Genomic DNA, 21,870 nt, shown 5'->3' with positions numbered 1-21,870 from the left:
GCCCGGGCCGGACCCGGGCATGACTTTTTAGAACGCAAACTCTCCGCCAACGCATGCACATATTTGTCGATGAATCAGGAACATTTGTAGTTCCGTCAGGATCGAGCAATATCTCGGTTGTCGGCGCTCTGATCATTCCGGATCGGCGTCTTGGCACAGATATTGGGAAGATTATGAGCGAAAGCTTCCGCTTCTCCTCGAAGACAGAAGATGGGCTCGAACTCGTCGATATCTTAACAAATGCGACCCGACGCGCCTTGGTCGGGAATCTTAAAGATACCGGTTGGAAGAACATCCCCCGTGTAATGATCCATCGAGGCCAACATTACATTCGCATGCTCGCAATGACGAAATACGAACCAGCCATCCAAGCTCGCGATTATCTGCCAGTGCTAAAACACTTCTCGCGAGGAGGACGAGCGATGCTACTGCCTCACATGTACAAGCAAGGCTAAGCACGATCGCCAGTGAGAGCCCGCCTGTGCGAAGAACCTTCTGAAGAGCTCCCGCAGCCGCCGGAGACGCTTTCTCTATTCGCGCAAGTACCACATCGTCCGGCCGTCCCGCCTGGGCATCCCTCAGTGCATCCTGAAGGACTCGAAGGATCTCGAGTGTTTCAGGCGGCGCCTTTCGAACCAAGATAGCGTCCTGCAGAAAGTCGAACGTACCATCGATGATCTTGGCGGGACCCGGGCAGCCCGGCTTTTTGCAGGCAGCCAAGTTTTCCTTGAACGTCATTGCAGTCGCGTGACCGGTTGTTGAATACGCGTCCGAGCGGAAGACAAAGCCGCACCGAGTGCATTTGGCAGGCACACCAAAACTTGGCAGCATGCCGGGCGGTCCTGGGATCACATTACTTCTCCGAAGTATTAGTTCAAATATAAGCGCAACCGTCCCTGCAAGCCCTTACATGCCCTATCGTAGATCACGAACTTGCTCTGAAGTTCGGAAAACTTACCTTTCATGAAGGAGTGATGCATGTCCGCTAACGTGGTGCGGCACGCACGCACGTCCGCCTGCACATCATCCGGCATGATGATCTGCATCGACGCAAGATCAGCGTCCAGGGTGTTGTGCAGCTTAATAATGTCATCCACGGTCCCATTGGGATCGTGCAGCTCCGAATTACTGAAGGAGGCGCGGTCATTTACGTCGACATATGACCCAAGCTGCCAACCATATTCGTTGCTAGACTGAAGCATCTTCGACGATAGTTTGATCCGTTCAGAGAAGAGCGTCGTTCGTCTCGGACCAATGATCGCGCCATAGAAGCTAATACAGAGAGCAAGCACCGAAATAGCGATCGGGGCTAACTTGATCCAGTCGCTCACGCCATTCCTTCCTTGCTGAGGAGCCCACCAGCCCTGTCATTCAGCTATCGACGCACGCCCGCGCGATAGCGCTTCATGATCAGTTGCGTCAACAATCTACGCAACTAAACCGTGTGACAAGTGGCGATTTGCCCACAGAAAATTCGCAGCAGCGTGGGTCGGAGTAGCCGTAGGCGTATTCCGCCTTTTCAACAGCAACGGTCGCGGCGGGTTACGCTTTGCCAACCCGCCCTACTCGCTGCCTGCTTATGGAAGCATAAAGGCCTCCGCAGACCTCACGCCGCCTTCGCGGTCTTCTCTTCTGCCGGCGCAGTTTCCATCGCGCGCATGTAGAGATCGAGCAGGCTTTCACGCTCGTCGCGCTCGTCCTGGTCCTGCTTGCGCAGCTTGATGATCTCCTTGAGGATCTTCACGTCGAAACCTTCGCCCTTCGCCTCCGAGAAGACTTCCTTCTTCTGCTCGCTCAATTCCCCGATTTCAGTGTCCAGGTTCTCGATCCGCTCGACGAAGGAACGAATTTTTCCGCCGGGAATGGTGATGTCAGACATGGTGCCTCTCTGCTGAATGAGGTCGTGAAAATGAAAGCAAAGAGATGACCAATGTCTTAAGCAAACGCGATCGCCGCGGCGTTTCGATCGCGGAGGTATTTTGCTTCGGTTCCGATGCGAACGTGACAGCTAGCGTAGGGCGGATTAGCCCACCGGGTCCGCGCATGGCGCGGCCCGATGGCAGGCTCCGGCGTAATCCGCCGCTTCGTTCGCGAGAATCTCGGCGGGTTACGCTTCGCTAACCCGCCCTACTCGCTCGCATGGCAACAACATCACTCAGGTATCGTCAGCCACACGCAACGTGATCCGCGTCAGCTCAGACGGCCGACCGAGCCGCAAGGCAAAACCCGGCCATAGCGCAGTACCGTTGTTGACGTAGAGCGTCATGCCGTCGACGTCGTAGCGGCCCGAGACGAAGCCGGCATTGGCGGGCGCAGCCAGGCGGTCGATCCCCACGATCAATCCGCCATGGGTGTGTCCGGAGAGTTGCAGGGCGACGCCGAGCGCGGCGGCGTTTCGTGCGTCGCTCGGCTGGTGGTCGAGCAGGATGATGGGCGCTCCCTTGGGGGCGCCGTCGAGAACCGCGGCAAGGTCGCGGACCGGATGCGCCCTGCGGCGCGAGGCGCGGTCGGTAATCCCTGCGATCACGAGGCGGCCGCCGCCGCGCTCGAGAACGATGTACCGGTTCTCGAGCGAGCGCAGGCCCAACGCTGCGTAGTGCGCCATCCAGGCGTCATAGCCGAAGATATATTCGTGATTGCCCGAGATCACGTAGACGCCGTCGGCGGCGATCAGGTCCTGCAACGGCGCGATGTCGTTGCGCCGCGCATCGATGGAGCCGTCGATCAGGTCGCCGGTGATCGCGATCAGGTCCACATCGAGCTTGTTCGATCGCGCGACGACTTCGCGCGCCCATGAGGCGGGAAACAGCCGGCTGATGTGAAGATCGGTCAGTTGCAGGATGGTGTAGCCGTCGAACTGACGCGGAAGTCCGCGGATGGCGACTTCGACGTCGTTCAGCGGCGGAATGCGCATCGCCTGGTGGACACCGATCGCGGCGGCTGCGGCCGCCAGCGCGGCAAGTGCGTAGCGGACGCCGTCGGGCGCGCCGACGATGCCGCCGTGGATCAGCGCGGCAACGATCAGGCCGGCATCGAGCGCCAGCTGCAGCAGCGCCAGCAACATGAGCGCACCGAACGCCCAGTTGAACAGCGCGACCACCGGACGCGGAAACTCCGGCGAGAATTCCGATCCCGACGACAGCCTGTTCCAGCGGTGAAACTGCAAGGCGACCAGCACGAGCAACGCTGCGACGAGCTTTGCCGGGAGCGGCCAGTCGAGCGGCCAGATGAAGCGGGCCAGGATCAGCAGGCTGGTCAGGCCGAAGATGAGTTGGGGAATTGGTTCGCTCCGGATCGGATCGGTGGGCTGCGCGGTCGGCGCCCAGCGAAGGTAGTGAGGATCGGCCGCAGGCGTAAGCCGCCATCCTCAGCACATTTTCGGCAAGTCGCGCTTCGCTGAAGCGCCCTGCGGGCTGGCGGCTTTGCTGTGGAGCATGGCTGACGCTGCCGTAGCCAAGGCCGAAGGCTGCGTTGAAGCTTTGCTTGAGGTCTCCAGACACCTCCCCAATCAACGCCCGCCCATCCGGAAATTAAACTTGAACATCGCTCATTTTCCTGATCTATTATTGAACATTGTTCACTTTCGTTGGAGTCGACGATGCAAACGACCTTCCGGATGGACGGATTGACCGGGTCGGATCGGCCCGTGAAACCGTGGATGAAATACACCCCGACGATCATCACGATCGGGATCATTGCGGCGTTCGCGGTGCACGGACGCATCGCGCAGCCGGCCAACTACAATGATTTCGCCGACCACTCGGTGATGTCAGGCATTCCCCACGCAGGCGATGTCCTGTCCAACGCAGGCTTCGCGCTGGTCGCGATCTGGGGTTGGCTGGCGCTCTGGCCCTGGCGCAACAGCGATCAGCTCCGCGCCGCTTGGCCCGGCTATCGCCTGTTCCTGATCGGACTGTTCCTGACCGCGTTCGGGTCCGCCTACTTTCACCTCGTCCCCGGCAATGACCGGCTGACCTGGGACATGCTGCCGATCGCGCTGGCCGGCGCGGGCTTGCTCGTCGGCGTCCGCGGCGACACCCAGCCGGGATCGAAGACCAACATCGAAGCGATCGCTCTCGCGCTGTTCGCCGCAGCCGGCGTCGCATGGTGGGTTTTCACCGACACGCACGGCGCGGGCGACCTGCGGCCGTATCTGTTGTTGCAGGTGCTGCCGCTGATCCTGATCCCGCTCTGGCAGTCGATCCATCGCGCGCCGCGCACCGACCGCATTGCCTTCGCCGCCGCGATGGGGCTGTACGTCGTGGCCAAGGCCAGTGAGGTGCTCGACCATCAGATCGCCAACACGTTCGGCTTCGTCAGCGGACACACCTTGAAGCATCTGCTCGCAACGGCAGCCACCGCCGCAATCGTCTGGGGGCTGACGCGGCGATTCGCCGGCGGCGGGCACTCAGACAATTTCGGAATAATGGAAAAATACCGTTGAGTTGCCCGACGCGTCAAGTCGCTTTTTCCGAGTCTCAGCGGCGCCCGGCTCCTTTGCATGGGGTTGTTTTCGATATTTTCGGACTCGCAGCCCTGCTTCGTCGGTTCAGCGCGTTCCCGGGGTCGGCGGATTGACCGGCATGCCGACCGTATCCATATGCATCTGCATGAACCGGCCGCCCGCCGTTTCGCACCCACCTGGACACAGCCAAATACCATCGGCTCCCGTCCCTAACGCTCCGGAGCCGCCGTGGCCGCCCTCTCCATTCTCGATCTCGTCCGCGTCACCGAGGAAACCGACGCGCGCGGCGCGCTCTACAACGCGCGCGATGTCGCCGTGCATGCCGAGGCGCTGGGCTATCGCCGCATCTGGGTGGCGGAGCACCACAATATGGCCGGCATTGCCAGCGCCGCGACGTCGGTCGTGATCGGGCATATCGCGGCCGGCACCAAGACCATCCGCGTCGGCGCCGGCGGCATCATGCTGCCGAACCACGCGCCCTACGTGATCGCCGAGCAGTTCGGCACGCTGGCGCGGCTGTTTCCGGATCGCATCGACCTCGGCCTCGGCCGCGCGCCGGGCACCGATCAGCTCACGCTGCGCGCGTTGCGCCGCACGCCCGAATCCGCCGAGAATTTTCCGCAGGATGTGCTCGAGGTGCAGGCCTTCCTGGCGGCCGCCGGTCCGAACCAGCGCATCCAGGCGGTGCCGGCCGCGGGCACCGACGTGCCGCTGTGGATTCTCGGGTCGAGCAATTTCGGCGCGATGCTGGCCGGCGAGCTCGGCCTGCCCTACGCCTTCGCCTCGCACTTCGCCCCCGAGCTCTTGAACCAGGCGCTGCAGATCTATCGCGCGCGCTTCAAGCCGTCGGAGCAACTCGAGCGTCCCTACACCATGGTCGGCGTCAACGTCATCGCCGCCGACACCGACGCCGAAGCGCGGCGGCTTGCGACCACGCAGCAGATGTCGTTCACCAACATCTTCCGCGGCGCGCGCGGCCTCAGTCAGCCGCCGATCGACGACATCGAGAGCTACTGGTCGCCGTCGGAGAAAGTCCAGGCGATGCGGATGCTGGAACGCTCCATCGTCGGCTCGCCCGAGACAGTGCGTGCCGGGATCGATGCGCTGGTCGCCGAGACCGGCGCCGACGAGCTGATGATCGTGTCCGACGTCTACGATCACCAGAAGCGGCTGCGCTCGTTCGAGCTGATCGCCAAGGCCGGTGGGATTACGCCGTAGACTTCGCCCGTACCGAGATCATCACGCCCCCGACCGCTACCGATCGTTTCGCGCGGCACGCCTGGCATCGGCGCACGCGCCATCGTTCAGCCCGTGGAACGCTCCGTCTGACAATCGCCGGCTAATGGGGCGATCGATCGTCGCTACAACATCCTCATCGAAGGAGACGGATCATGTGCGACATCCTGAAGAGCAGCCTGACCAAGGCCCTGCGCAGCATCCAGCACGCCTGCTTCACACCGGTCATCCGGGACGACGACGAAGACGATGGCGACTTCACAACGCCGAAGACCAGCATCGAGGATGGTCGGTGAGGCCGCGACGTGGCTTGCGTCGCCGAGGCCGTCGACGAAGTCGCGCTGCGGATGAAGTCCGAGCCCCAGGGCCTCGCGCGCATCGGTTGCCCGGTCGGCGTCCAGCGCGCGCTGGCGCCGCGATTGCCCGAACTGTTCGCGAAATATCCGCGCCTCAGGGCGCAATTCCTCATCACCAACAGGGCGATCAATCTGATCGAGGAGCGGGTCGACGTCGCCCTTCGGATCCGCGAAAACCTCGATACCGACGGCGAGATGCAGATGCGCAGGATCGGCATCAGCCGGCGGATTCTCGTCGCCAACGCGGCCTTGCTCAAGGAGCTTGGTGCGCCCAAATCCGCAGGCGATCTGTCGAACCTGCCGATCCTCGATGCCACCGAAACGCCGGGTCCGCGCACCTGGGAGCTCTCGGGACGCGCGGGCAAAAGGCCTCGGTGGCCGTCGAGCCGAAGGTCTCGGCGGGTGACTTCACCATTCTCATTCAAGCGGCGCAAGCGGGGATCGGCATCGCCCTGCTGCCCGAGCTCGAATGTCAGGGCGCGCTGCGCGATGGAAGACTGGTCCGCGTGCTGCCGGACTGGAGCGCCAAGGACGGCATCATCCATCTCGTCTTTCCGTCGCGGCGCGGCATGCTGCCCGGCGTTCGCGCCACGATCGATCTTCTGGCCGGCGCACTCAAGGCCCAGGTCTAGCTGCGCTGGCTAGGCCTTCTTCACGAACTCCGACTTCAGGTTCATGGCGCCGATGCCGTCGATCTTGCAGGCGATGTTGTGTCCGTCGCTTGCCTCGGTGAGACGGATGTTCCTCACCTTGGTGCCGCCCTTGACGACAGATGACGAGCCCTTGACCTTGAGATCCTTGATCACGATGACGCTGTCGCCGTCGGTCAGCGGGTTGCCATGCGCGTCACGCACGCCCGCGTCCTGCGAGGTCTCGGCAGCTGCAGCGGCCTCGGCGCTCCACTCATGGGCGCATTCCGGGCAGACCCAGAGAGCGCCGTCCTGATAGGCATGCTCGGAATTGCATTTCGGGCAGTTCATTGCAGCGTCCATTGCTCGATATCGTCTCCGCCATCACCGGCGCACCGTAGGGGCGCGTGCGGGCAATGCAAGAGAAAACCCGCCGCGTGGGGCGGCGGCGAGCGCGTGCGCTAGCCTGCCCTGCTCGCAATCTCATTCGCGTAGACCAGCGTCACATCACCGTCGAGGATCGGCTTCGCAACATCGAAGAACCGCGCCACCGCCGGCGAATTGTTGTGCCGGTCCATCGCGGCCTGGTCCACGTATCGCTCATAGGTCGCAAACACGCAGGGATCGGAGGTGTCCTGCGACACGTGATAGCCGACGGTGGACGGCTCGTTGGCCCGCACATGCGCCACGACATCAAGCAATGCCTGGCGCATCGTGGACTCATGACCCCTCTTCGCCCGGATGACCGCCGTGATCGTCAACATGCTCCCCTCCGGAAACCTTGCAGGGCGGATCAGCCGAAAGCGTAATCCGCCGTCGTTCCGGCCATACGGCGGGTTACGCTTGCGCTCACCCGCCCTACGTGGCCTTCACACCCGGCTCAACGCCTGCGCGATGTCGGCGACGAGATCGGACGGATGCTCGATGCCGATCGAGAGCCGGATCGTCGTATCGAGCACGCCGATCTTCTTCCTGATCTCGGCGGGCACGCCGGAATGCGTCATCGTCGCGGGCAGGCTCGCGAGCGACTCGGTGCCGCCCAGGCTCACCGCGAGCTTGAAGATTTGCAGCGCGTTGAGGAATTTCTCCGCGGCCTCCTGCCCGCCGACGATGTCGAACGAGAAGGTCGAGCCGGCGCCGCTGCTCTGGCTTGCGAACACGCGCCCCGCCGGCGATGCCGCGTCGTGATGGCCGAGATAATGCACCTGCGCCACCTTGGGATGGTCGCGCAGATAGTCGGCGACGATCAACGCATTGCGGTCGGCCTTTTCCATCCGCAGGCTGAGCGTTTCCAGCGAACGGCTGATCATCCAGCAGGAATGCGGATCGAGCTGGGTGCCGATCGCGCCGCGCAGCGCCTTGACGTCCTTCATCAGCTTCTTCGAGCCGAGCGCCGCGCCCGCGATCAAGTCGGAATGACCGCCGACATATTTGGTCAGCGAGTACAGCGACAGATCGGCGCCGTGCTCGATCGGGCGTTGAAACACCGGCCCGAGCAGCGTGTTGTCGCAGGCGATGATCGGGGTGAAGCCCTGCGCCTTGCCGATCATGTCGGCGATGCGCCTGACAAGCGCGATATCGACCAGGCCGTTGGTCGGATTGGCCGGCGTCTCGATGAAGATCATCGCGACGCGGCCCTTCTTCATCGCCTCGTCGGCCGCGGCCTTGACGACGCGCTCGTCGAGGCCGTCGGCAAAGCCCACCGCCTGAATCGAAAATGCCGCCAGCGTCCTGGTGAACAGCGTCTCCGTGCCGCCGTAGAGCGGCTGCGAATGCAGGATCACGTCGCCGGGTCGCGCGAAGGCGAACACCGTGGTCGAGATCGCCGACATGCCGGACGAGAACAGCGCGCAGCTCTCGGTGCGCTCATAGATGGCAAGCCGGTCCTCGACGATCTCGCTGTTCGGGTGATTGAAGCGCGAATAGACCAGCCCCGCTCCCATGCCTTCCGGGGGCTCGCGGCGGCCCGCGACGAAATCGAAAAAGTCCTTGCCGTCCTCGGCGGTGCGGAACACGAAGGTCGAGGTCAAAAATACCGGCGGCTTGACCGCGCCCTCCGACAGCTGCGGATCGTAGCCATAGTTCAGCATCTGGGTTTCCGGATGCAGCAGATGGTTGCCGATGTGGGTCTTGGATGGAAACGGTTTTGTCATGGCCGGTCTCCTTTCGCAGGCCCGCCGCGTTGGCGGCGATTCCCGGAATGATGAGACCGAGCATACCCCAGCTTTGTGCCATTCTGCCAAAGCACGGCATCGGGCAGTTCTGGATAATTTACGGCCGGCGTGCGCCCTGCGCCGCCGGCCGTATCCGAAATCTCACGCAGCAGTGAAGACGCGGCTACCAGCTGCGATCCACATTGCGCACTTCGCCGGTGCGCGCGTCGACATCGACCTGCATCCAGCGGCCGCGATAGTCCCGGCCCTCGACCTCCCACTCGTCACCGAGGAACTGGGTGTTGGACACCGTCACGATGCCGAGATTGGTTGCGACGTCGAGGGCTGCCTCCATCGAGATCTGGCTGCCGGAATCATAGGCCATCGCAGGCGTCGCAGCGCCAATCGCCAGGGCCGCGATGGCAGGAATAATGAAGCTTCGCATCGGTCACTCCTCATGGAACGGATGTTATGCCGGATGAAACGAGCGGCGCAGGCGATCAGTTCCAGGAACAGCAACGACGGAACAGCACGAAACTTCGGCAGTCGCGGCAATTTGGTGGCAGTTGCGATTTCATCGACGCGCGCTCGCGTGACGCGATCCTTTCTTCCACATCCGAAAGCCGCCCTCGAACGCGTTGGCGTTGTCGCCGAACCGCACCTTGGGTGGCGGGTTGTCGACCTTGTCGGCGTTGCCGCCGCCGAGCACGACGTAGTCGGGCTCAAGCGCGGCAGACAGCCGCGCGATGACGTCGTCGACGCTCTTGCGCCATTTCTTCAGGCCGCGGCGCTCGAGCCCCGCGGCGCCGACATAGTCCTCGAAGGTCTCGCCCTTGCGGTATGGCAAATGGCCGAGCTCCATCGGTTCGAAAACGCCCTCCACGATCATCGCGGAGCCGAGCCCGGTACCAAGGCCGAGAAACAGCATCCGCCCGCCCTGATAGCTGCCGATCGCCTGCATCAGCGCATCGTTGACGACCTTGACCGGCCGGCCGAACGCGCTGTGAAAATCGAAGCCGGCCCAGCCGCGGCCAAGGTTATGCGGCTCCGTCAGCGGACGGTTGTGAACGACAGGTCCGGGATAGCCGATCGAGATCACATCATAGGACCAGTCCCCGGTCAGCGCCTTGACCTGCCGCACCATCTCGATCGCGGACAGACCTGGACCGGACTCGAATTCGCGCTTGATGCGGTCCTTGTCGGTCATGACCTTCACATGCGTGCCGCCGATGTCGATCGCAAGCACGATCCGGCGCGACGCGGGCTTTGCCGCTTTCTTCGCTGTTGTCCTGGCTGCTGTCTTGCTGGTTTTCCTGGCCATCAATCCGCTCTCTGCTGCGCATCGAGTGGAGCAGAGAAACGCATCGCGCGCCACAGCCCGTTCCGCATCTGACTCCATTTTGTTCACGAAGAACGAATCGGAGTCGAGAAAATCAGCGCAGCTCAAGCCTTAACAAGGCGTGTGCATCGGCCACACCGAAACAGCTGATGTTGTACCGAGGTGGGATTATTGCTCTCGGCGCGGAATATCGCGCGGCAACTCACGCGCACTGCGTTCAGTTACGTCATTGATCAAGCGATCAGCTGCACCACAGCCACGTTCCCGATCCGACTCCAGTTTGTTCGCGAAGAACGAATCGGAATCGAAAAATCTGCGCGAAGCGATTCTTAACAACACGTTCCATCGCATCGGTAACGACGCACTTTATAGGCCGATTACCCGAAGCATGATCCGCCATCTCTCCGCGACGTTTCTGCGGCGAGTCACACGGCGCGTGTCATCGTCCGCGCTTCGCGCGGACACGTTGACTACCCCGCCCTGCGCGCGAGGCAAGCCGCCAGTCTTCGAGGTGAAGCCAAAGCGCTTCCGCGACCGGTCCGTGCGAATGTCGGCGATGGCGGATTGCCGACAGATTTTCCTCGCGGCCCGGAAAATTCGGTCCGGCGATGCTGATCAGCCGACCGCCCCGGAGTTCATCCACGATCAGCCATGCCGGCAGATGACCCCAGGCGAGCCGATGCAGGATCAGCTCCTTCTTCATCACCTGGTCCGGCACGGTACACTGATGGGCACCTTCGATCAGGAAGAAGCTTTCCGGCGACGATTGCCGCGCCGTGTCGCGGATCACGCATTGCGTGAACGGGCGCATCTGCTCCGGCGTGACTTTCTTCGTCCATACAAACGGCAGAAACCCGGGAGCGACAACCGGCACCATCACCGCGGTTGAGAGCTTGATCTGCTCGACGCGCGGATCCGACGGGTCCGCGCGATGAAAAATCAGGTCGGCGTCCCCCTCGGTCAAGCGCTCGAGCGGTCCCCCGACCGCCTCATATTCCAGATGCAGGCGCGTCCTGGGATATTTGGCAAAGAACCCCGACAGCATTTGCAGAACCGGCGGCCGTGGGCACAGGTCGCCAATCACGACACGCAGGACGACCTCCTCTCCGCTGGCCAGCTGATCGGCATAGGTCTGCAAGAGATCGAGCTCGCGCAGCGTCACCTGCGCCCGTGCGTGAAACGTCCGCCCCGCGTCGGTCAGCTCAACGCGATATCCGCTGCGATCGAACAGCGTGAGGCCGAGCTGCTGCTCGAGCCGGGCAACCGCAGCGAACACCGACGGATGCGACCGGTTCAGCGCAGTGCCGGCGGCCTGAAAGCTTCGCTTCGTCGCGACCGCGTCGAAGCAGCGTAGATCGTGGAGCTTGATATGATCCATTGTTCATAAAACCTACAGAGATTGCTCGATCTTAGTAATTTCTCTTCCGGAGGGCGAGTCCTAGCCTGGCGCAATGCGAAGCCGGCGGCTTCCATCAGCAGAAGGGATTGACGAGATGAGCGGCGATCAGCACTTCACGACCGGGGACGGCTGCCGGATTACGTACCGTCGCGACGGCCCCGATGACCGGCCGGTGCTTGTGCTCTCGAACTCGATCGCCACCAATTTGCACATGTGGGACCGTTCCGCGCCGGCCTTCACCCGATCCTTTCGCCTGCTGAGATACGACACCCGTGGTCACGGCGGTTCAGAGGCGCCCGTGGGCGCCTATTCGCTGGACCGGCTGGGCCGCGATGTGGTCGAGCTGCTCGACGTCCTCAACATTGATCGGGCGCACTTCCTCGGTCTGTCGCTTGGCGGGTTCATCGGGCAGTGGCTCGGCATCTTCGCGCCCGAGCGCATCGATCGCCTGATCCTCTCGAACACCTCGTCGTATCTTGCGTCCGAGCTGCCGTTCGACGACCAGATCCGCGCCGTCCTGGCAGCCAGGGACATGGAGGCAATCGCAGACGGCTTCATGCGCAACTGGTTTCCCGCGACGATGCTGGCGGCGCCGAACGAAATTGTCGACGAATTCCGCACCATGGTGCTTACCACCCCGCCGCGCGGCCTCGCCGGATGTTACGCCGCACTGCGCGATGTCGATCTTCGCCGCACCATCGCGCTGATTGCGGCGCCGACGCTCGTCATCGGCGGCGAGAGCGACACCGTCACGCGGGCCAGTCACAGCGAGGCGATCGCTGCAGCAATCGCCAATGCAAAACTCGCTCTGCTGCCCGGCGTTCACATCCTCAATGTCGAGCAGATGGACCGATTCAACGAGGAAGTCGCGAGCTTCCTGCATGCCGCGCCCTGATTATGTTCCTCATCCGACTCCATTTTGTTCGCAAAGAACGAATCGGAATCGGGCAAATCAGCACAGAGCGAATCTTAACAACACGTTTGCAATCCCGATGCGGGTGCACCTTGTAGGGCGGATTAGCCGAAGGCGTAATCCGCCCTCGCAACAAAGATGGCGGGTTACGCTTCGCTAACCCGCCCTACGCGATCACTCTCATATTCGAGCTCCGGCCGCAGCGCGCGCATCTTCCCGGCAAGCCTGCGGCTTGCCGTCTCCTCCGCGTGCGCGAGACGGTTGACCAGCGCGACATAGTCAGCATCGCTCTTGTGCTGATTGAGTTTCGACTGGCCCTCGATCTCGTCGACGACGATATCGATCACCCTGATCCCCGCCAGCATCTGTTCGCGCTTGCCCGGCTCCATCTGTGCGAGGTCCCAGGGTTGCTTCGGCAGCCGCGCCTCGGAGACTGCAAGCAGCGCATCGCCATGGCCGCGGTTCTCCTCGTAATCGCGCAGGCGCGCGACGCCGGACAGATGCACCGCCTCGTACAGCCAGGTCGAGACGTTATCGCGCGAGACGTACCAGTCGTTCGAGATATAGGCGTCGTCGCCGGAGACGATCAGCAGGAAGCGCCTGACGCCGTCGGCGAGCTCGACCAGCGGGTTCCTGGCGGTGAGATGGATTTGCACGACCACGCGGTCGTCGCGCCGCGTGATCACGAACGGCACATGCGATGCCCGCGGGCCGCGCGCATCGGCGGCGACGATGGCGCCGAAGCCGCGCGCCGCCGCAAAGGCCAGCGCGCGGTCCTGCTCGATGCGAAACTGGGGACGGAGGATGTGCATGGCGGCGGCGCTCGCAGCTGGAGGGAGACGACCCAGCGAGGCTAGCGCAACTTTCGCCGGAGATCACCGCCATGCACCATCCGGCTCAGCAGATCATGGCATTGTCGCCATGATCGCAGACGCCGCCGGGCTGGTCCCGCGGCAGCGCCTCGGACTCGCCGAAGCGTAGAGCCGGTGCCCGGAGCGGTGCACCGCTCCAGTGGTTGGCGCCGGGGTGCCCCTTCACGAAGGCGTATGGCCCGGCCGCCGGAACCTCGCGCGCCATGGCCGACGTCGTCAGCATGGCGAGCGCGACCAGGCCCGCAGCGACGTGCTTAATCCCGATCATCGAGCTTCTCCTGTCGGATTCAACAGGATGGGGCTATCTCGCCCGCCTGCTGAAGCATTTTCGCTGCTACCATGACGAATGGCGGTGCCCGATTATTCCGGGACGACGAGGCGAATTCGCGTGTCCCACGGCTCGGTTCGACACATTCGATTGATCGGGGCGTGACCGGCTTCCGGAAAGTTGCCTCCGCACCCATGGTCGTCATCGCCCAATCCCTTTCACAACCAGAGCCGGTGGTTATGGGGTCCTGGCTTTCGCCAGGACGACGATTGTGGAGATCGCGGGCTCGAACCAGGGAGACCGCGACGCGACCGTCTCGCAGCACCACGCCAACGAGCGCCGCGCATCCGTAGAGGCTCGTTCCGCCGTTGAACTGACCGCAACTGACGGGTTACGCTGTCTCAATTCTCACGCCCTCCCGCTGGAAGGATCACCATGAACGGCAATCGATATTATGGCGTCCGCGTCGAGGGCGCGAAATACGGCGTGGGGTTCGGCTCGGCACTGGCGATTGCGATCTCCTACACCAAGAACCATTCGATCCTGTGGGCGATCATCCACGGTATCCTGGGCTGGCTGTACGTCATCTACGCGGCACTGTTCGGTTGATGCGGACAACATGACCGTCATCTCGATCCAGTCCCAGGTCGCCTGGGGCCATGTCGGCAACAGCGCCGCGGCCTTTCCGATCCAGCTGCACGGCATCGACGTCGTCGCCGTTCCGACCACGCTGCTCAGCAACCGTCCGGGCTATCCGACGATCCGCGGCCGGGTGCTCGACGTGCAGCTCGTCGCCGACCTGCTGCGCGGGGTCGAGGAGCGTGGCGCGGTCGAGGCCGCGCGGATGATCCTGTCGGGCTATCTCGGCTCAGCCGACATCGCCATGGATGTCGCCGACTTCGTCGCCCGTGCCAAGGCACAAAACCCGGCCCTGCTCTATTGCTGCGATCCCGTGCTCGGCGACCGCGACCGCGGCATGTTCGTGCGATCGGACATTCCACCACTGGTGCGCGACCAGCTCTGTGCGCTGGCCGACATCATCACGCCCAACCATTTCGAGTTCGAATTCCTGTGCGGCGCGCGCGTGACGACAATCGATGACGTGGTTGCGCAGGCACGCACGCTGATGGCGCGGGGACCGGCGACCATCGTCGTGACCAGCGCCGAGCTTGCCGGCACGCCCCACAGTGAGATCGAGACGCTGGCGATCGAGCATACGGGAGCCTGGAGGGTGCGCACCCCGCGCGTGCCGATCAGCCCGTCCGGCACCGGCGACCTGTTCGCCGCGCTGTTCGTCGCCGCCCGTGTCCGCGGCCTCGCGACACCGGACGCGCTCAGCCATGCGGCATCAGGCATCCACGGCGTGCTGGAGCGCACCGCACAGAGAGGAACCGAGGAGATGCGGATTGTCGAAAGTGCCGACGTGATGCTCGATCCGAAGCCGCGCTTCGCGGCGGTCGCCATCCCCGCATCCTGACATCCGGAACCCACGACATGATCGACCTCACCACCCTCCTCACCTACGCCGCCGTCGTGCTCGGCCTGTTCCTGATCCCGGGGCCAGCCGTGCTGCTCGTGCTGGCGCGTTCGGTCACCGGCGGCGCGCGCGTCGGCGTTGCGACCGGGCTCGGCATCGCGCTGGGCGATCTCGTCCACACCGCGATGGCGACGTTCGGCCTGTCGGCGGTGCTGATGACCTCGGCGCTCGCGTTCTCGATCGTCAAATATGCCGGCGTGATCTACCTGATCGTGCTCGGCATCCGCGCGCTGTTCGAGAAGAACGACGACCTGCATTTGCCGGCGTCGCAGCCGGTCGATCCGCGCCGCGCGTTCCGGCAGGCGATCTGGGCGGAAATGCTCAATCCGAAGACCGCGCTGTTCTTCCTCGCCTTCCTGCCGCAGTTCGTCCATCCCGGCCACGGCTCGGCCGTCGCGCAGTTCGCGACGCTCGGCCTGATCTTCGTCGTGATGAGCGCGGCCTATACCTCGCTGCTCGCGCTCGCCGCCGGCCGGATCAGCCCGTGGATCAGGCGGCATCGCCGCATCGGGCAGTGGCAGGGCCGCGTGGTCGGCACGATCTATATCGCGCTCGGCATCCGCCTCGCGTTTCAGGAACGCTGAGCCGCAAAGACTTTGAGGGGGAGACATGATCGGGGCCGGCCTGAAATCGCGCATCGCGGCAGCAATCATCGTTGCCGGGCTTGCGACGCTGCTCACCGCCCCCGCGCTGGCGTTCGACTACGCGCGCTACAAGGAAACCGATCTCGACGACGTGCTGGCGCAGCCGCGGCCCAAGACCGGCTTCGACCTCAACGGTTCGAAACCATTGCGGCTCGAGGTCACGCTGGTCTCCTACGAGGAAACATGCGCGATCCAATCGCTCGAATCGACGATGCGGATGCAGGGCTTCACGAAGGAACAAATCGACGGCACCCAGGTCTCGCGCTGCATCAAGGTGCGTTCGGCGAAGGGCAAGGAAGCGATCCTCTACATCCAGGACGTGGTGCGCGCTTTCCTGCCCCGCGAAGTACCGCTTGGCAGCCGCCTGACCCTGTTCGCGATCCATGTCTTCACCGCCCACGAGGGACCCGGGCTGCTGGTCAATGAATTCCAGACCCTCAAAGCCGCGCCTGCCACGGCCGCCAAGGAAGCAACGGAGCCACCCTGCGGATGCGGCACGGCGGATTTTCATCCCGGCGTCGACATGACGTCGGACAAGGAAGGCGCGCCGGTGGCCGCGATGGACGATGGCGTCGTGATCCGGGTCGAGCCGGATGACCAGGCCTCGGTGGACGCCTTCAACATCGGACACTGCGGGCGTTATGTCGTGGTCAAGCACACCTATCCCAATGAACACGTCGTCTTCAGCCGCTATGCCCAGCTCGGCCGCATCGTCGGCGCCGATGGCCGGCCGGTTGCGGTCGGCGCGAAGATCCGGAAGCAGGACAAGATCGGCGAGGTCGGCCCGCGCAAGGTGCTGCATTTCGAGGTTCGGCCCGCCGTCATCGGGGGGCTCAAGACCGATGCGGCGTGGCAGGCGCGCTATGGCAATGACCCGTCGATGGAGTGGTCGCACTACGATCCCGTCAATCCCCAGACCTTCGATGCGGACGTGTTCGCCGGCCGCCCGCGCAAACCATGAGGACAGATTGTCTCCACTGAAGCCCCAAGCCACCTATGACGACTTCGCTCGCCTCGACATCCGGATCGGCAAGGTGGTCGAGGTGCAACCGCTTCCGCGCGACCGCAATCCCTCCTACAAGGTCGGCGTCGATGTCGGCGCCGAGCGGATCATGTGGTCGAGCGCCCAGATCACGAATTACGAGCCGGCGGCGCTGGTCGGCTCGCTGGTGGTGTGCGTCTGCAATCTGGGTGCGAAGAACATCGCGGGTTTCACCTCGGAACTCCTGATCCTCGGCGCCAAGGACGCCTGTGGCCGGGTGATCGTGCTCGGCCCGCGCAGCGAGGTGGCGATCGGCGAGCCGATCTTCTGACGCCGCGGAGATCACGGCCGCGTGATTCAAATCGTCTGGAATCCCCGTAGTTTACCGATGGGGGATCACCCGGATTCTCGGTGCCCGCGCGCGCTGCTATTCCAATGCGCGAGAATCGCTTCGGCATGGGAATCGGAAGATGTCTGCAGTTTTCTTTCACTGCTCCGACGACAAGCACGTGATCCTGGATCGCATCGGCGCCGCCATGGACTTTTCGGAGGCACGCGCCCATGCGGAGCAGCTGGCGCGCAGCTTTGTCATGACACCGAGCGCGGAAGACTGGCGCAACTGGGCGGTCCACGTCACCGACGACATCGGGACCGAGATCTTCGAGCTGCCGTTCACCGCCATCCTCGGCGAGTTGCACTGAGGGGCGCGCCATGAATGCGATGGAACTTGCCCTGCGCCCGCTTCGCCGCCGCCTTGCCCACTTTGTCGCGCGCTTCGTCGCGCTGCTCGACGGTGTCGCCAACCCCTATCGCCCCGAACTGTATTACATGCGCGGACCCGGCCCGAAGTGCCGCGCCAGGCAGCAAGCCGCATTGCGCGACTAGTTCGGGGGCGTCCAGGACGAGAAAAGGCCGGCGGGCGTTACGCCACCGGCCTTCTCCTGCAGCTGCCGGTTCCCGGAGTCCGGTTCCGCTGCATTTCCAACTGGGCTCAAGCTTGCGACGACAGTTTTAATCAAATCTTAACGACATGGCGGTGAGCTACGGCACAGGACTCCTTCGCCGTGCTGCGCGCGCTTGGTCGTTCATCTTGCTCAACGCGCTGCACACCGTTTTTGTGCCGATCGCTCGATGATTGTGCGCCTCGCATCTTAGGGAATGCACGACTCAGTGTTACCCTGTGATGCAAACCGAAATGGAGAACTTCGGGATGCCGTACTACACCTTCGATCTCGTGGTGGGGGACGAGTTCCGTAATCAAGGAACGATCATCCTCGAAGACATCAGCCTTGCCTCCGATCGCGCCGATCAGCTCGCCGACGAGCTGTCGCAGGTCAAGCCGGAGCTGAAGTCACGCGGCTGCGCGGTGCGCGTCACCGACATTGACCGGCACGAGCTGTACCGGACACCGCTCGATCCCGTGCCACGTTGGCGCAGGACGGGCTAGCGCCGGCAGGAACTGGGTTCAGCTGATCGCGCTTGTCCGCGCGCGGTCCTGATCTTGCTGCGCGGCGGCAGGTAGCGCCGCCTCTGCAAGACCGGCTCGCGCGTGGCCCGATCACTTCTTCAGATTCAATCGGCCGATGAAGTCGCGCTTGCCGAGCGGCGCGCCCTTGTGACGCAGGATGTCGTAGGCGGTGGTCGAGTGGAAGAAGAAGTTCGGCAGCGAGAACGACATCAGGAATCCTTCGGCCGTGAACGGCATCGAGCGGTCACCGACCTTGAACATCACTTCGCGCCCGAGCAACGCATTGACCGCATCCGGCGTCAGGGCCGACAATTCGCTCTGCGCGTCCTTCACCAGCGCCTGCAGCGCGGCGTAATCCAGATCGGGCTTGCCGGAGGGCGGGACGAACACGCCGTTCTTCGCGGCCTCCATCGCGCCGCGGGAATGATGCGCGAGCGAGACCACCTGGAAGCGGAACGGCAACATGTCGGGAAACAGCCGGGTCTCGACGATCTCGGCCGGATCGACGCCGCTCTCCTTGAAATGCGCGAGGCTCTTGTCGAGAAAGCCCGAAGTGGCGCCGAGGATCTGCAGATAGTTGGCAACGGTCGCGTCGTAGAGTGAAAAGGTCATGGCGAATTCCCCCATATAGAATTTGTCTGCTGCTTGCCGGCGCAGAGTTCCCGGAATTTCCGGCGAAGGCAAGCGGCACTGGGGATTCGCAATTCGAATGGTCCAGCGCCCAGCGCCGGATCATTCGATCAGCACGTGGCTTCTGACCGTCAGCTTTGATGCGGTCCGCGCATCATCTTCATGGCGTCCTCGATATGGCGCCAGTCGCGCGCGTCTTCGGTCTCGCCCTTGCTCTCGCAGGCCACAGCGTTCTGCGCCGCCTGGGCGATCGCCTGCGCGCCGTGCTTCTCCAGCATCTGCCGCGCGATGGTGTGAATCTGCATCTCGGCTATCATGGCGCTCTCCTCGGCTGTCAAAATGCCGCAAAGACGGCCCTCACCGCGCGTCCTGCGGCTGACATTAGAAACCACTGAACGGCACGTCTGGTTCCAGTAAGATCCCGATGCGCGACACAATCAGCGGTTCCCACGCGCCACGGCGGCGGTTACAGAGGGGCGAACTCCGTCCCTTCCCGGGTTGCCGTGCCCATGGCGCAGAACATCTACGACGATCCCGGCTTCTTCGCCGGCTACAGCCAGCTGCCGCGGCAGGTCCGCGGTCTGCTTGGCGCGCCCGAATGGCCTGCGATCCGCGCCATGCTGCCTGATCTGGCCGGCAAGCGCGTGGTCGATCTCGGCTGCGGCTTCGGCTGGGTGTCACGCTGGATGCGCGAGCAAGGCGCGTCCGACGTGCTCGGCGTCGACCTCTCGCAGAACATGATCGCGCGCGCCACTGCCATGACGCAGGATCCGGCCATCACCTACGAGATCGCCGACCTCGAGACGCTGGAGCTGCCGAAGGCCACGTTCGATCTCGCCTACGGCGCCCTCACCTTCCACTACATCAGGGATTTTGATCGGCTGGCGCGCATGCTCTATCGCACGCTCGTCGCGGACGGGCATCTGGTCTTCACCATCGAACATCCGATCTACATGGCGGCCGCCCATCCGGACTGGGGACGCGACCAGGACGGCCGCAAGACCTGGCCGGTCAACCGCTACTTCATCGAAGGCGAACGCCGGACGGATTGGTACGTCAAGGGCGTGCTGAAATATCACCGCACCGTCGGCACCACGCTCAATGCGTTGATCGGCGCCGGCTTCACGCTGCGCCATGTCGAGGAATTCTCCCCGACGCGGGAGCAGATCAAGGCGATGCCCGAACTCGCCGACGAACTCGAGCGACCGATGATGCTGCTGGTGTCAGCGCAGCGTTAACATCACGCCGCGAGCAGCTTCTCGAATTCCTCGGGCGGGTATGATTTTCCGTCCTTGTCGGTGATCACCACCTGCCATCCCTCGCTGGCCCAGACCCTGGCCTTGGCGATGATGATGAACGTGCTCTCTCGCTCGATCCTGACCGTTTCGTTCTCGCGTTCTGCGATCATCTTGTAGGCCAACGCTTGTCCCTCGCCGACGTCATCCATCCGACGGCTTGTTGGCAGCGGCTTTGGGCCGCAATTCGCTGGGAGTGTGACAATTTGGTGGAAGCCCCACTGCAAGATGCGGCAGAGCGCAATTTGCGGTCGCGGCTACGCCAGCTTGCCCATCAAAGTCGGCATATCGAGCGCCGACGAGTTGACATTGACGCTGCGCGCGAATCGCAGCTGCGGACCCTCGAAGGTGCAGGTCACGGTATCGCGGAACGCCGATTCGACGAAGGTCCAGGTCATCACGAAGGTGCGCAGGTCGCGCCAGGTGCCGCTCGCAACCACCCACATCATTTCGGGCTGGTACTCATGATGCAGCTTGTTGCCGGTCATCGTCGTGGTGCCCTCGCGCGGCACGTCGAGACCGACCTCGATCTTGTGAGTGCCCCTGTTGTCCTCGAGCGTGAAGGTGCAGGTCTTGGCGGCGAAGCTGAGACCGACCGATTTGATCGCATCGGCATTCTCCGGCATCTGCCAGGTCTTGCCGGAAATCTGCGCGGCGACCGGCGACGATGCCGGCACCAATGGCGTCAGCAGCTGCAAGGCCGCGGTACGCACCTTCAGCTTCTCGGCATCGGCATCGTTCTTCGCCACTGTGCCTGCGAACATCGCCGGGAAATGCCGGAACACCAGTTTGTTGAAACCGCTGCGTTGCGGAATGCCGGCGGTGATCGCGAGCACGGCGTTGTGCTTGGGGAAGACGAAGCTGAGCTGGTCGAACAGCCCGTCGGCGTAGAACGTCTCGGGCCCGATCCACCATTGATAGCCATAGGTGTCCTTGACATGCGGCTGCTGCACCGCCGCCACCCAGTCGGCGGGCAGCACCTGCTTGCCGTTCCACATGCCGTTCTGCGCATACAGGATGCCGAGCTTGAGGCAATCGACCGTCTTCCAGCTCAGCCCGTTGGCGCCCGGCGAGATGCCCTCGGGCCCGACAGGCCATTCGTAGCCCGAGATTCCAAGCGGATCGAACAGCCGCGGCTTCAGATAGTCGGCGACGGTTTCGCCAGTCGTCTTGGTGACGATCGCGGACAACAGGTAAGTCGCAGCCGAGGTGTAGACCCATTTCGTGCCCGGCTGATAGACGACGGGAATCTTGAAGAACTCGGCGACCCAGCTGGTCTTGATCGGCCGCCACGCCGATCCCGAGGTCATCGAGGCGTGGCCGGTGCGCATGGTCAGGAGATCCTCGACCGTCATCGCCGCAAGCTTGTCGTCAACATCAGGCGGCAGCTTGTCCTTGAAGAACGAGACCGCCTTGTCCTGCAGGCCGAAGCGCTTGTCGGCCATCGCGAGCCCGACCGCGCTGACGGTGACGCTCTTGGTCAGCGAATGCATCATGTGATTGCGATCGGCGCGATACGGCGACCACCAGCCCTCCGCGACTACCTGGCCGTTGCGCCAGAGCATGAAGCTGTGCAGCTCGTAACCCTGGCGGTCGACCTCGTCGAGGAAATCGAGGATCGCGGATGGCGCGATGCCCTGCTCGTCCGGCCGGCCGCGCGACAGCCCATCCGCGAACGCGGTCT

30 protein-coding genes and 2 pseudogenes are annotated in these 21,870 nt (G+C 63.4%); 15 read left to right on the top strand and 17 right to left on the bottom strand.

Annotated elements, in window-relative coordinates:
* Window positions 1-53: 53 nt before the first annotated feature.
* Window positions 54-455, top strand: a complete 402-nt coding sequence (locus H8A95_RS24685) for a hypothetical protein (RefSeq protein ID WP_229185437.1) — start codon at window positions 54-56, stop codon at window positions 453-455.
* A 414-nt stretch (window positions 456-869) separates the two neighbouring features.
* Here H8A95_RS24685 and H8A95_RS24680 read toward each other — a convergent pair whose 3' ends face one another.
* The 3 genes from H8A95_RS24680 to H8A95_RS24670 form a co-directional block, all read right to left on the bottom strand.
* Window positions 870-1,331, bottom strand: a complete 462-nt coding sequence (locus tag H8A95_RS24680; RefSeq protein WP_229185436.1) for a hypothetical protein — start codon at window positions 1,329-1,331, stop codon at window positions 870-872.
* 275 nt (window positions 1,332-1,606) lie between these two features.
* Window positions 1,607-1,879 (bottom strand): DUF2312 domain-containing protein, encoded by a 273-nt coding sequence (locus H8A95_RS24675; RefSeq protein ID WP_076860224.1) that lies wholly within the window; start codon window positions 1,877-1,879, stop codon window positions 1,607-1,609.
* 276 nt (window positions 1,880-2,155) lie between these two features.
* The gene (locus H8A95_RS24670; protein WP_229185444.1) at window positions 2,156-3,280 is read right to left on the bottom strand and encodes a metallophosphoesterase; all 1,125 of its coding nucleotides are present in this window, start codon (window positions 3,278-3,280) and stop codon (window positions 2,156-2,158) included.
* Window positions 3,281-3,658: 378 nt separating this feature from the next.
* On the opposite strand from H8A95_RS24670, the gene H8A95_RS24665 reads away from it, so the two are divergent.
* Window positions 3,659-4,444, top strand: a complete 786-nt coding sequence (locus tag H8A95_RS24665) for a hypothetical protein (RefSeq protein ID WP_229185435.1) — start codon at window positions 3,659-3,661, stop codon at window positions 4,442-4,444.
* A gap of 249 nt (window positions 4,445-4,693) precedes the next feature.
* Window positions 4,694-5,683: an LLM class flavin-dependent oxidoreductase gene (locus tag H8A95_RS24660; RefSeq protein WP_229185434.1), complete on the top strand. Its 990-nt coding sequence runs from the start codon at window positions 4,694-4,696 to the stop codon at window positions 5,681-5,683.
* 143 nt (window positions 5,684-5,826) lie between these two features.
* Here the strand turns inward: H8A95_RS24660 and H8A95_RS24655 are convergent, their stop codons facing one another.
* Window positions 5,827-6,162, bottom strand: a complete 336-nt coding sequence (locus tag H8A95_RS24655; RefSeq protein ID WP_229185432.1) for a hypothetical protein — start codon at window positions 6,160-6,162, stop codon at window positions 5,827-5,829.
* Here H8A95_RS24655 and H8A95_RS44515 point away from each other — a divergent pair.
* Both H8A95_RS44515 and H8A95_RS44510 read left to right on the top strand, forming a co-directional pair.
* Window positions 6,049-6,342, top strand: a pseudogene (locus H8A95_RS44515) (LysR substrate-binding domain-containing protein); the annotation flags it as partial. The gene H8A95_RS24655 and the pseudogene H8A95_RS44515 overlap by 114 nt on opposite strands.
* Window positions 6,333-6,689: a LysR substrate-binding domain-containing protein gene (locus H8A95_RS44510; RefSeq protein ID WP_420839449.1), complete on the top strand. Its 357-nt coding sequence runs from the start codon at window positions 6,333-6,335 to the stop codon at window positions 6,687-6,689. The pseudogene H8A95_RS44515 and the gene H8A95_RS44510, both read left to right, overlap by 10 nt.
* 9 nt (window positions 6,690-6,698) lie before the next feature.
* Here H8A95_RS44510 and H8A95_RS24645 read toward each other — a convergent pair whose 3' ends face one another.
* The 7 genes and pseudogenes from H8A95_RS24645 to H8A95_RS44220 all read right to left on the bottom strand — a co-directional run.
* Window positions 6,699-7,049: a zinc ribbon domain-containing protein YjdM gene (locus H8A95_RS24645; protein WP_229185429.1), complete on the bottom strand. Its 351-nt coding sequence runs from the start codon at window positions 7,047-7,049 to the stop codon at window positions 6,699-6,701.
* A 98-nt stretch (window positions 7,050-7,147) separates the two neighbouring features.
* Window positions 7,148-7,450 carry a putative quinol monooxygenase gene (locus H8A95_RS24640; protein WP_229185427.1) on the bottom strand — a complete coding sequence of 101 codons (303 nt, stop codon included), beginning with the start codon at window positions 7,448-7,450 and terminating at the stop codon, window positions 7,148-7,150.
* Between the two features lie 105 nt (window positions 7,451-7,555).
* On the bottom strand, window positions 7,556-8,839 hold the full coding sequence (locus H8A95_RS24635) for a cystathionine gamma-synthase family protein (RefSeq protein WP_229185426.1): 1,284 nt from the start codon (window positions 8,837-8,839) through the stop codon (window positions 7,556-7,558).
* Window positions 8,840-9,023: 184 nt separating this feature from the next.
* Window positions 9,024-9,284 carry a PepSY domain-containing protein gene (locus tag H8A95_RS24630; protein WP_229185425.1) on the bottom strand — a complete coding sequence of 87 codons (261 nt, stop codon included), beginning with the start codon at window positions 9,282-9,284 and terminating at the stop codon, window positions 9,024-9,026.
* A gap of 129 nt (window positions 9,285-9,413) precedes the next feature.
* Window positions 9,414-10,160, bottom strand: a complete 747-nt coding sequence (locus H8A95_RS24625) for an ROK family protein (protein WP_229185423.1) — start codon at window positions 10,158-10,160, stop codon at window positions 9,414-9,416.
* A 457-nt stretch (window positions 10,161-10,617) separates the two neighbouring features.
* Window positions 10,618-11,340, bottom strand: a complete 723-nt coding sequence (locus tag H8A95_RS24620) for a substrate-binding domain-containing protein (RefSeq protein WP_338027942.1) — start codon at window positions 11,338-11,340, stop codon at window positions 10,618-10,620.
* Between the two features lie 81 nt (window positions 11,341-11,421).
* A pseudogene (locus H8A95_RS44220) lies at window positions 11,422-11,556 on the bottom strand (helix-turn-helix domain-containing protein); the annotation flags it as partial.
* 115 nt (window positions 11,557-11,671) lie between these two features.
* On the opposite strand from H8A95_RS44220, the gene H8A95_RS24615 reads away from it, so the two are divergent.
* On the top strand, window positions 11,672-12,472 hold the full coding sequence (locus tag H8A95_RS24615) for an alpha/beta fold hydrolase (protein WP_229185420.1): 801 nt from the start codon (window positions 11,672-11,674) through the stop codon (window positions 12,470-12,472).
* Between the two features lie 164 nt (window positions 12,473-12,636).
* Here the strand turns inward: H8A95_RS24615 and H8A95_RS24610 are convergent, their stop codons facing one another.
* Both H8A95_RS24610 and H8A95_RS24605 read right to left on the bottom strand, forming a co-directional pair.
* Entirely contained in the window at window positions 12,637-13,302 is a 666-nt protein-coding gene (locus tag H8A95_RS24610) for an FMN-binding negative transcriptional regulator (RefSeq protein WP_229185418.1), read from the bottom strand.
* Between the two features lie 85 nt (window positions 13,303-13,387).
* On the bottom strand, window positions 13,388-13,630 hold the full coding sequence (locus H8A95_RS24605; RefSeq protein ID WP_229185417.1) for a hypothetical protein: 243 nt from the start codon (window positions 13,628-13,630) through the stop codon (window positions 13,388-13,390).
* A gap of 435 nt (window positions 13,631-14,065) precedes the next feature.
* Here H8A95_RS24605 and H8A95_RS24600 point away from each other — a divergent pair, with 435 nt between their 5' ends.
* From H8A95_RS24600 to H8A95_RS24565, 8 genes are all read left to right on the top strand, one after another.
* Window positions 14,066-14,239: a hypothetical protein gene (locus H8A95_RS24600; protein ID WP_016840760.1), complete on the top strand. Its 174-nt coding sequence runs from the start codon at window positions 14,066-14,068 to the stop codon at window positions 14,237-14,239.
* A 10-nt stretch (window positions 14,240-14,249) separates the two neighbouring features.
* Entirely contained in the window at window positions 14,250-15,107 is an 858-nt protein-coding gene (pdxY, locus tag H8A95_RS24595; protein WP_229185415.1) for a pyridoxal kinase PdxY, read from the top strand.
* Window positions 15,108-15,124: 17 nt separating this feature from the next.
* Window positions 15,125-15,751: a LysE family translocator gene (locus tag H8A95_RS24590; RefSeq protein ID WP_229185413.1), complete on the top strand. Its 627-nt coding sequence runs from the start codon at window positions 15,125-15,127 to the stop codon at window positions 15,749-15,751.
* 25 nt (window positions 15,752-15,776) lie between these two features.
* Complete coding sequence (locus H8A95_RS24585) at window positions 15,777-16,772, top strand: M23 family metallopeptidase (protein ID WP_229185411.1); 996 nt, start codon at window positions 15,777-15,779, stop codon at window positions 16,770-16,772.
* A 7-nt stretch (window positions 16,773-16,779) separates the two neighbouring features.
* Window positions 16,780-17,124 carry a tRNA-binding protein gene (locus tag H8A95_RS24580; protein ID WP_229185409.1) on the top strand — a complete coding sequence of 115 codons (345 nt, stop codon included), beginning with the start codon at window positions 16,780-16,782 and terminating at the stop codon, window positions 17,122-17,124.
* A gap of 139 nt (window positions 17,125-17,263) precedes the next feature.
* A complete protein-coding gene (locus H8A95_RS24575; RefSeq protein ID WP_229185408.1) occupies window positions 17,264-17,494 on the top strand; it encodes a DUF6894 family protein in 231 nt (76 codons plus the stop codon).
* A 10-nt stretch (window positions 17,495-17,504) separates the two neighbouring features.
* The gene (locus H8A95_RS24570) at window positions 17,505-17,678 is read left to right on the top strand and encodes a hypothetical protein (RefSeq protein WP_229185407.1); all 174 of its coding nucleotides are present in this window, start codon (window positions 17,505-17,507) and stop codon (window positions 17,676-17,678) included.
* A 325-nt stretch (window positions 17,679-18,003) separates the two neighbouring features.
* Window positions 18,004-18,240 (top strand): hypothetical protein, encoded by a 237-nt coding sequence (locus tag H8A95_RS24565; RefSeq protein WP_229185405.1) that lies wholly within the window; start codon window positions 18,004-18,006, stop codon window positions 18,238-18,240.
* A 111-nt stretch (window positions 18,241-18,351) separates the two neighbouring features.
* On the opposite strand, the gene H8A95_RS24560 is transcribed toward H8A95_RS24565, so the two are convergent.
* Both H8A95_RS24560 and H8A95_RS24555 read right to left on the bottom strand, forming a co-directional pair.
* On the bottom strand, window positions 18,352-18,873 hold the full coding sequence (locus H8A95_RS24560; RefSeq protein WP_229185404.1) for a DUF1993 domain-containing protein: 522 nt from the start codon (window positions 18,871-18,873) through the stop codon (window positions 18,352-18,354).
* Between the two features lie 149 nt (window positions 18,874-19,022).
* Window positions 19,023-19,208: a hypothetical protein gene (locus tag H8A95_RS24555; RefSeq protein WP_229185402.1), complete on the bottom strand. Its 186-nt coding sequence runs from the start codon at window positions 19,206-19,208 to the stop codon at window positions 19,023-19,025.
* A gap of 192 nt (window positions 19,209-19,400) precedes the next feature.
* On the opposite strand from H8A95_RS24555, the gene H8A95_RS24550 reads away from it, so the two are divergent.
* Window positions 19,401-20,129, top strand: a complete 729-nt coding sequence (locus H8A95_RS24550; RefSeq protein ID WP_229185401.1) for a class I SAM-dependent methyltransferase — start codon at window positions 19,401-19,403, stop codon at window positions 20,127-20,129.
* Between the two features lie 2 nt (window positions 20,130-20,131).
* On the opposite strand, the gene H8A95_RS24545 is transcribed toward H8A95_RS24550, so the two are convergent.
* Both H8A95_RS24545 and H8A95_RS24540 read right to left on the bottom strand, forming a co-directional pair.
* On the bottom strand, window positions 20,132-20,338 hold the full coding sequence (locus tag H8A95_RS24545; protein WP_229185400.1) for a hypothetical protein: 207 nt from the start codon (window positions 20,336-20,338) through the stop codon (window positions 20,132-20,134).
* A gap of 105 nt (window positions 20,339-20,443) precedes the next feature.
* Window positions 20,444-21,870, bottom strand: a 1,427-nt coding sequence (locus tag H8A95_RS24540; protein WP_229185399.1) for a serine hydrolase domain-containing protein, incomplete at its 5' end; no start/stop codon positions are given.

Origin of the sequence: Bradyrhizobium oropedii (genome assembly GCF_020889685.1) — a bacterium.
Lineage (GTDB): Bacteria > Pseudomonadota > Alphaproteobacteria > Rhizobiales > Xanthobacteraceae > Bradyrhizobium > Bradyrhizobium oropedii.
Note: the sequence above shows the minus strand (reverse complement) of the source record. Positions and strands in the feature narration are given on the sequence as shown.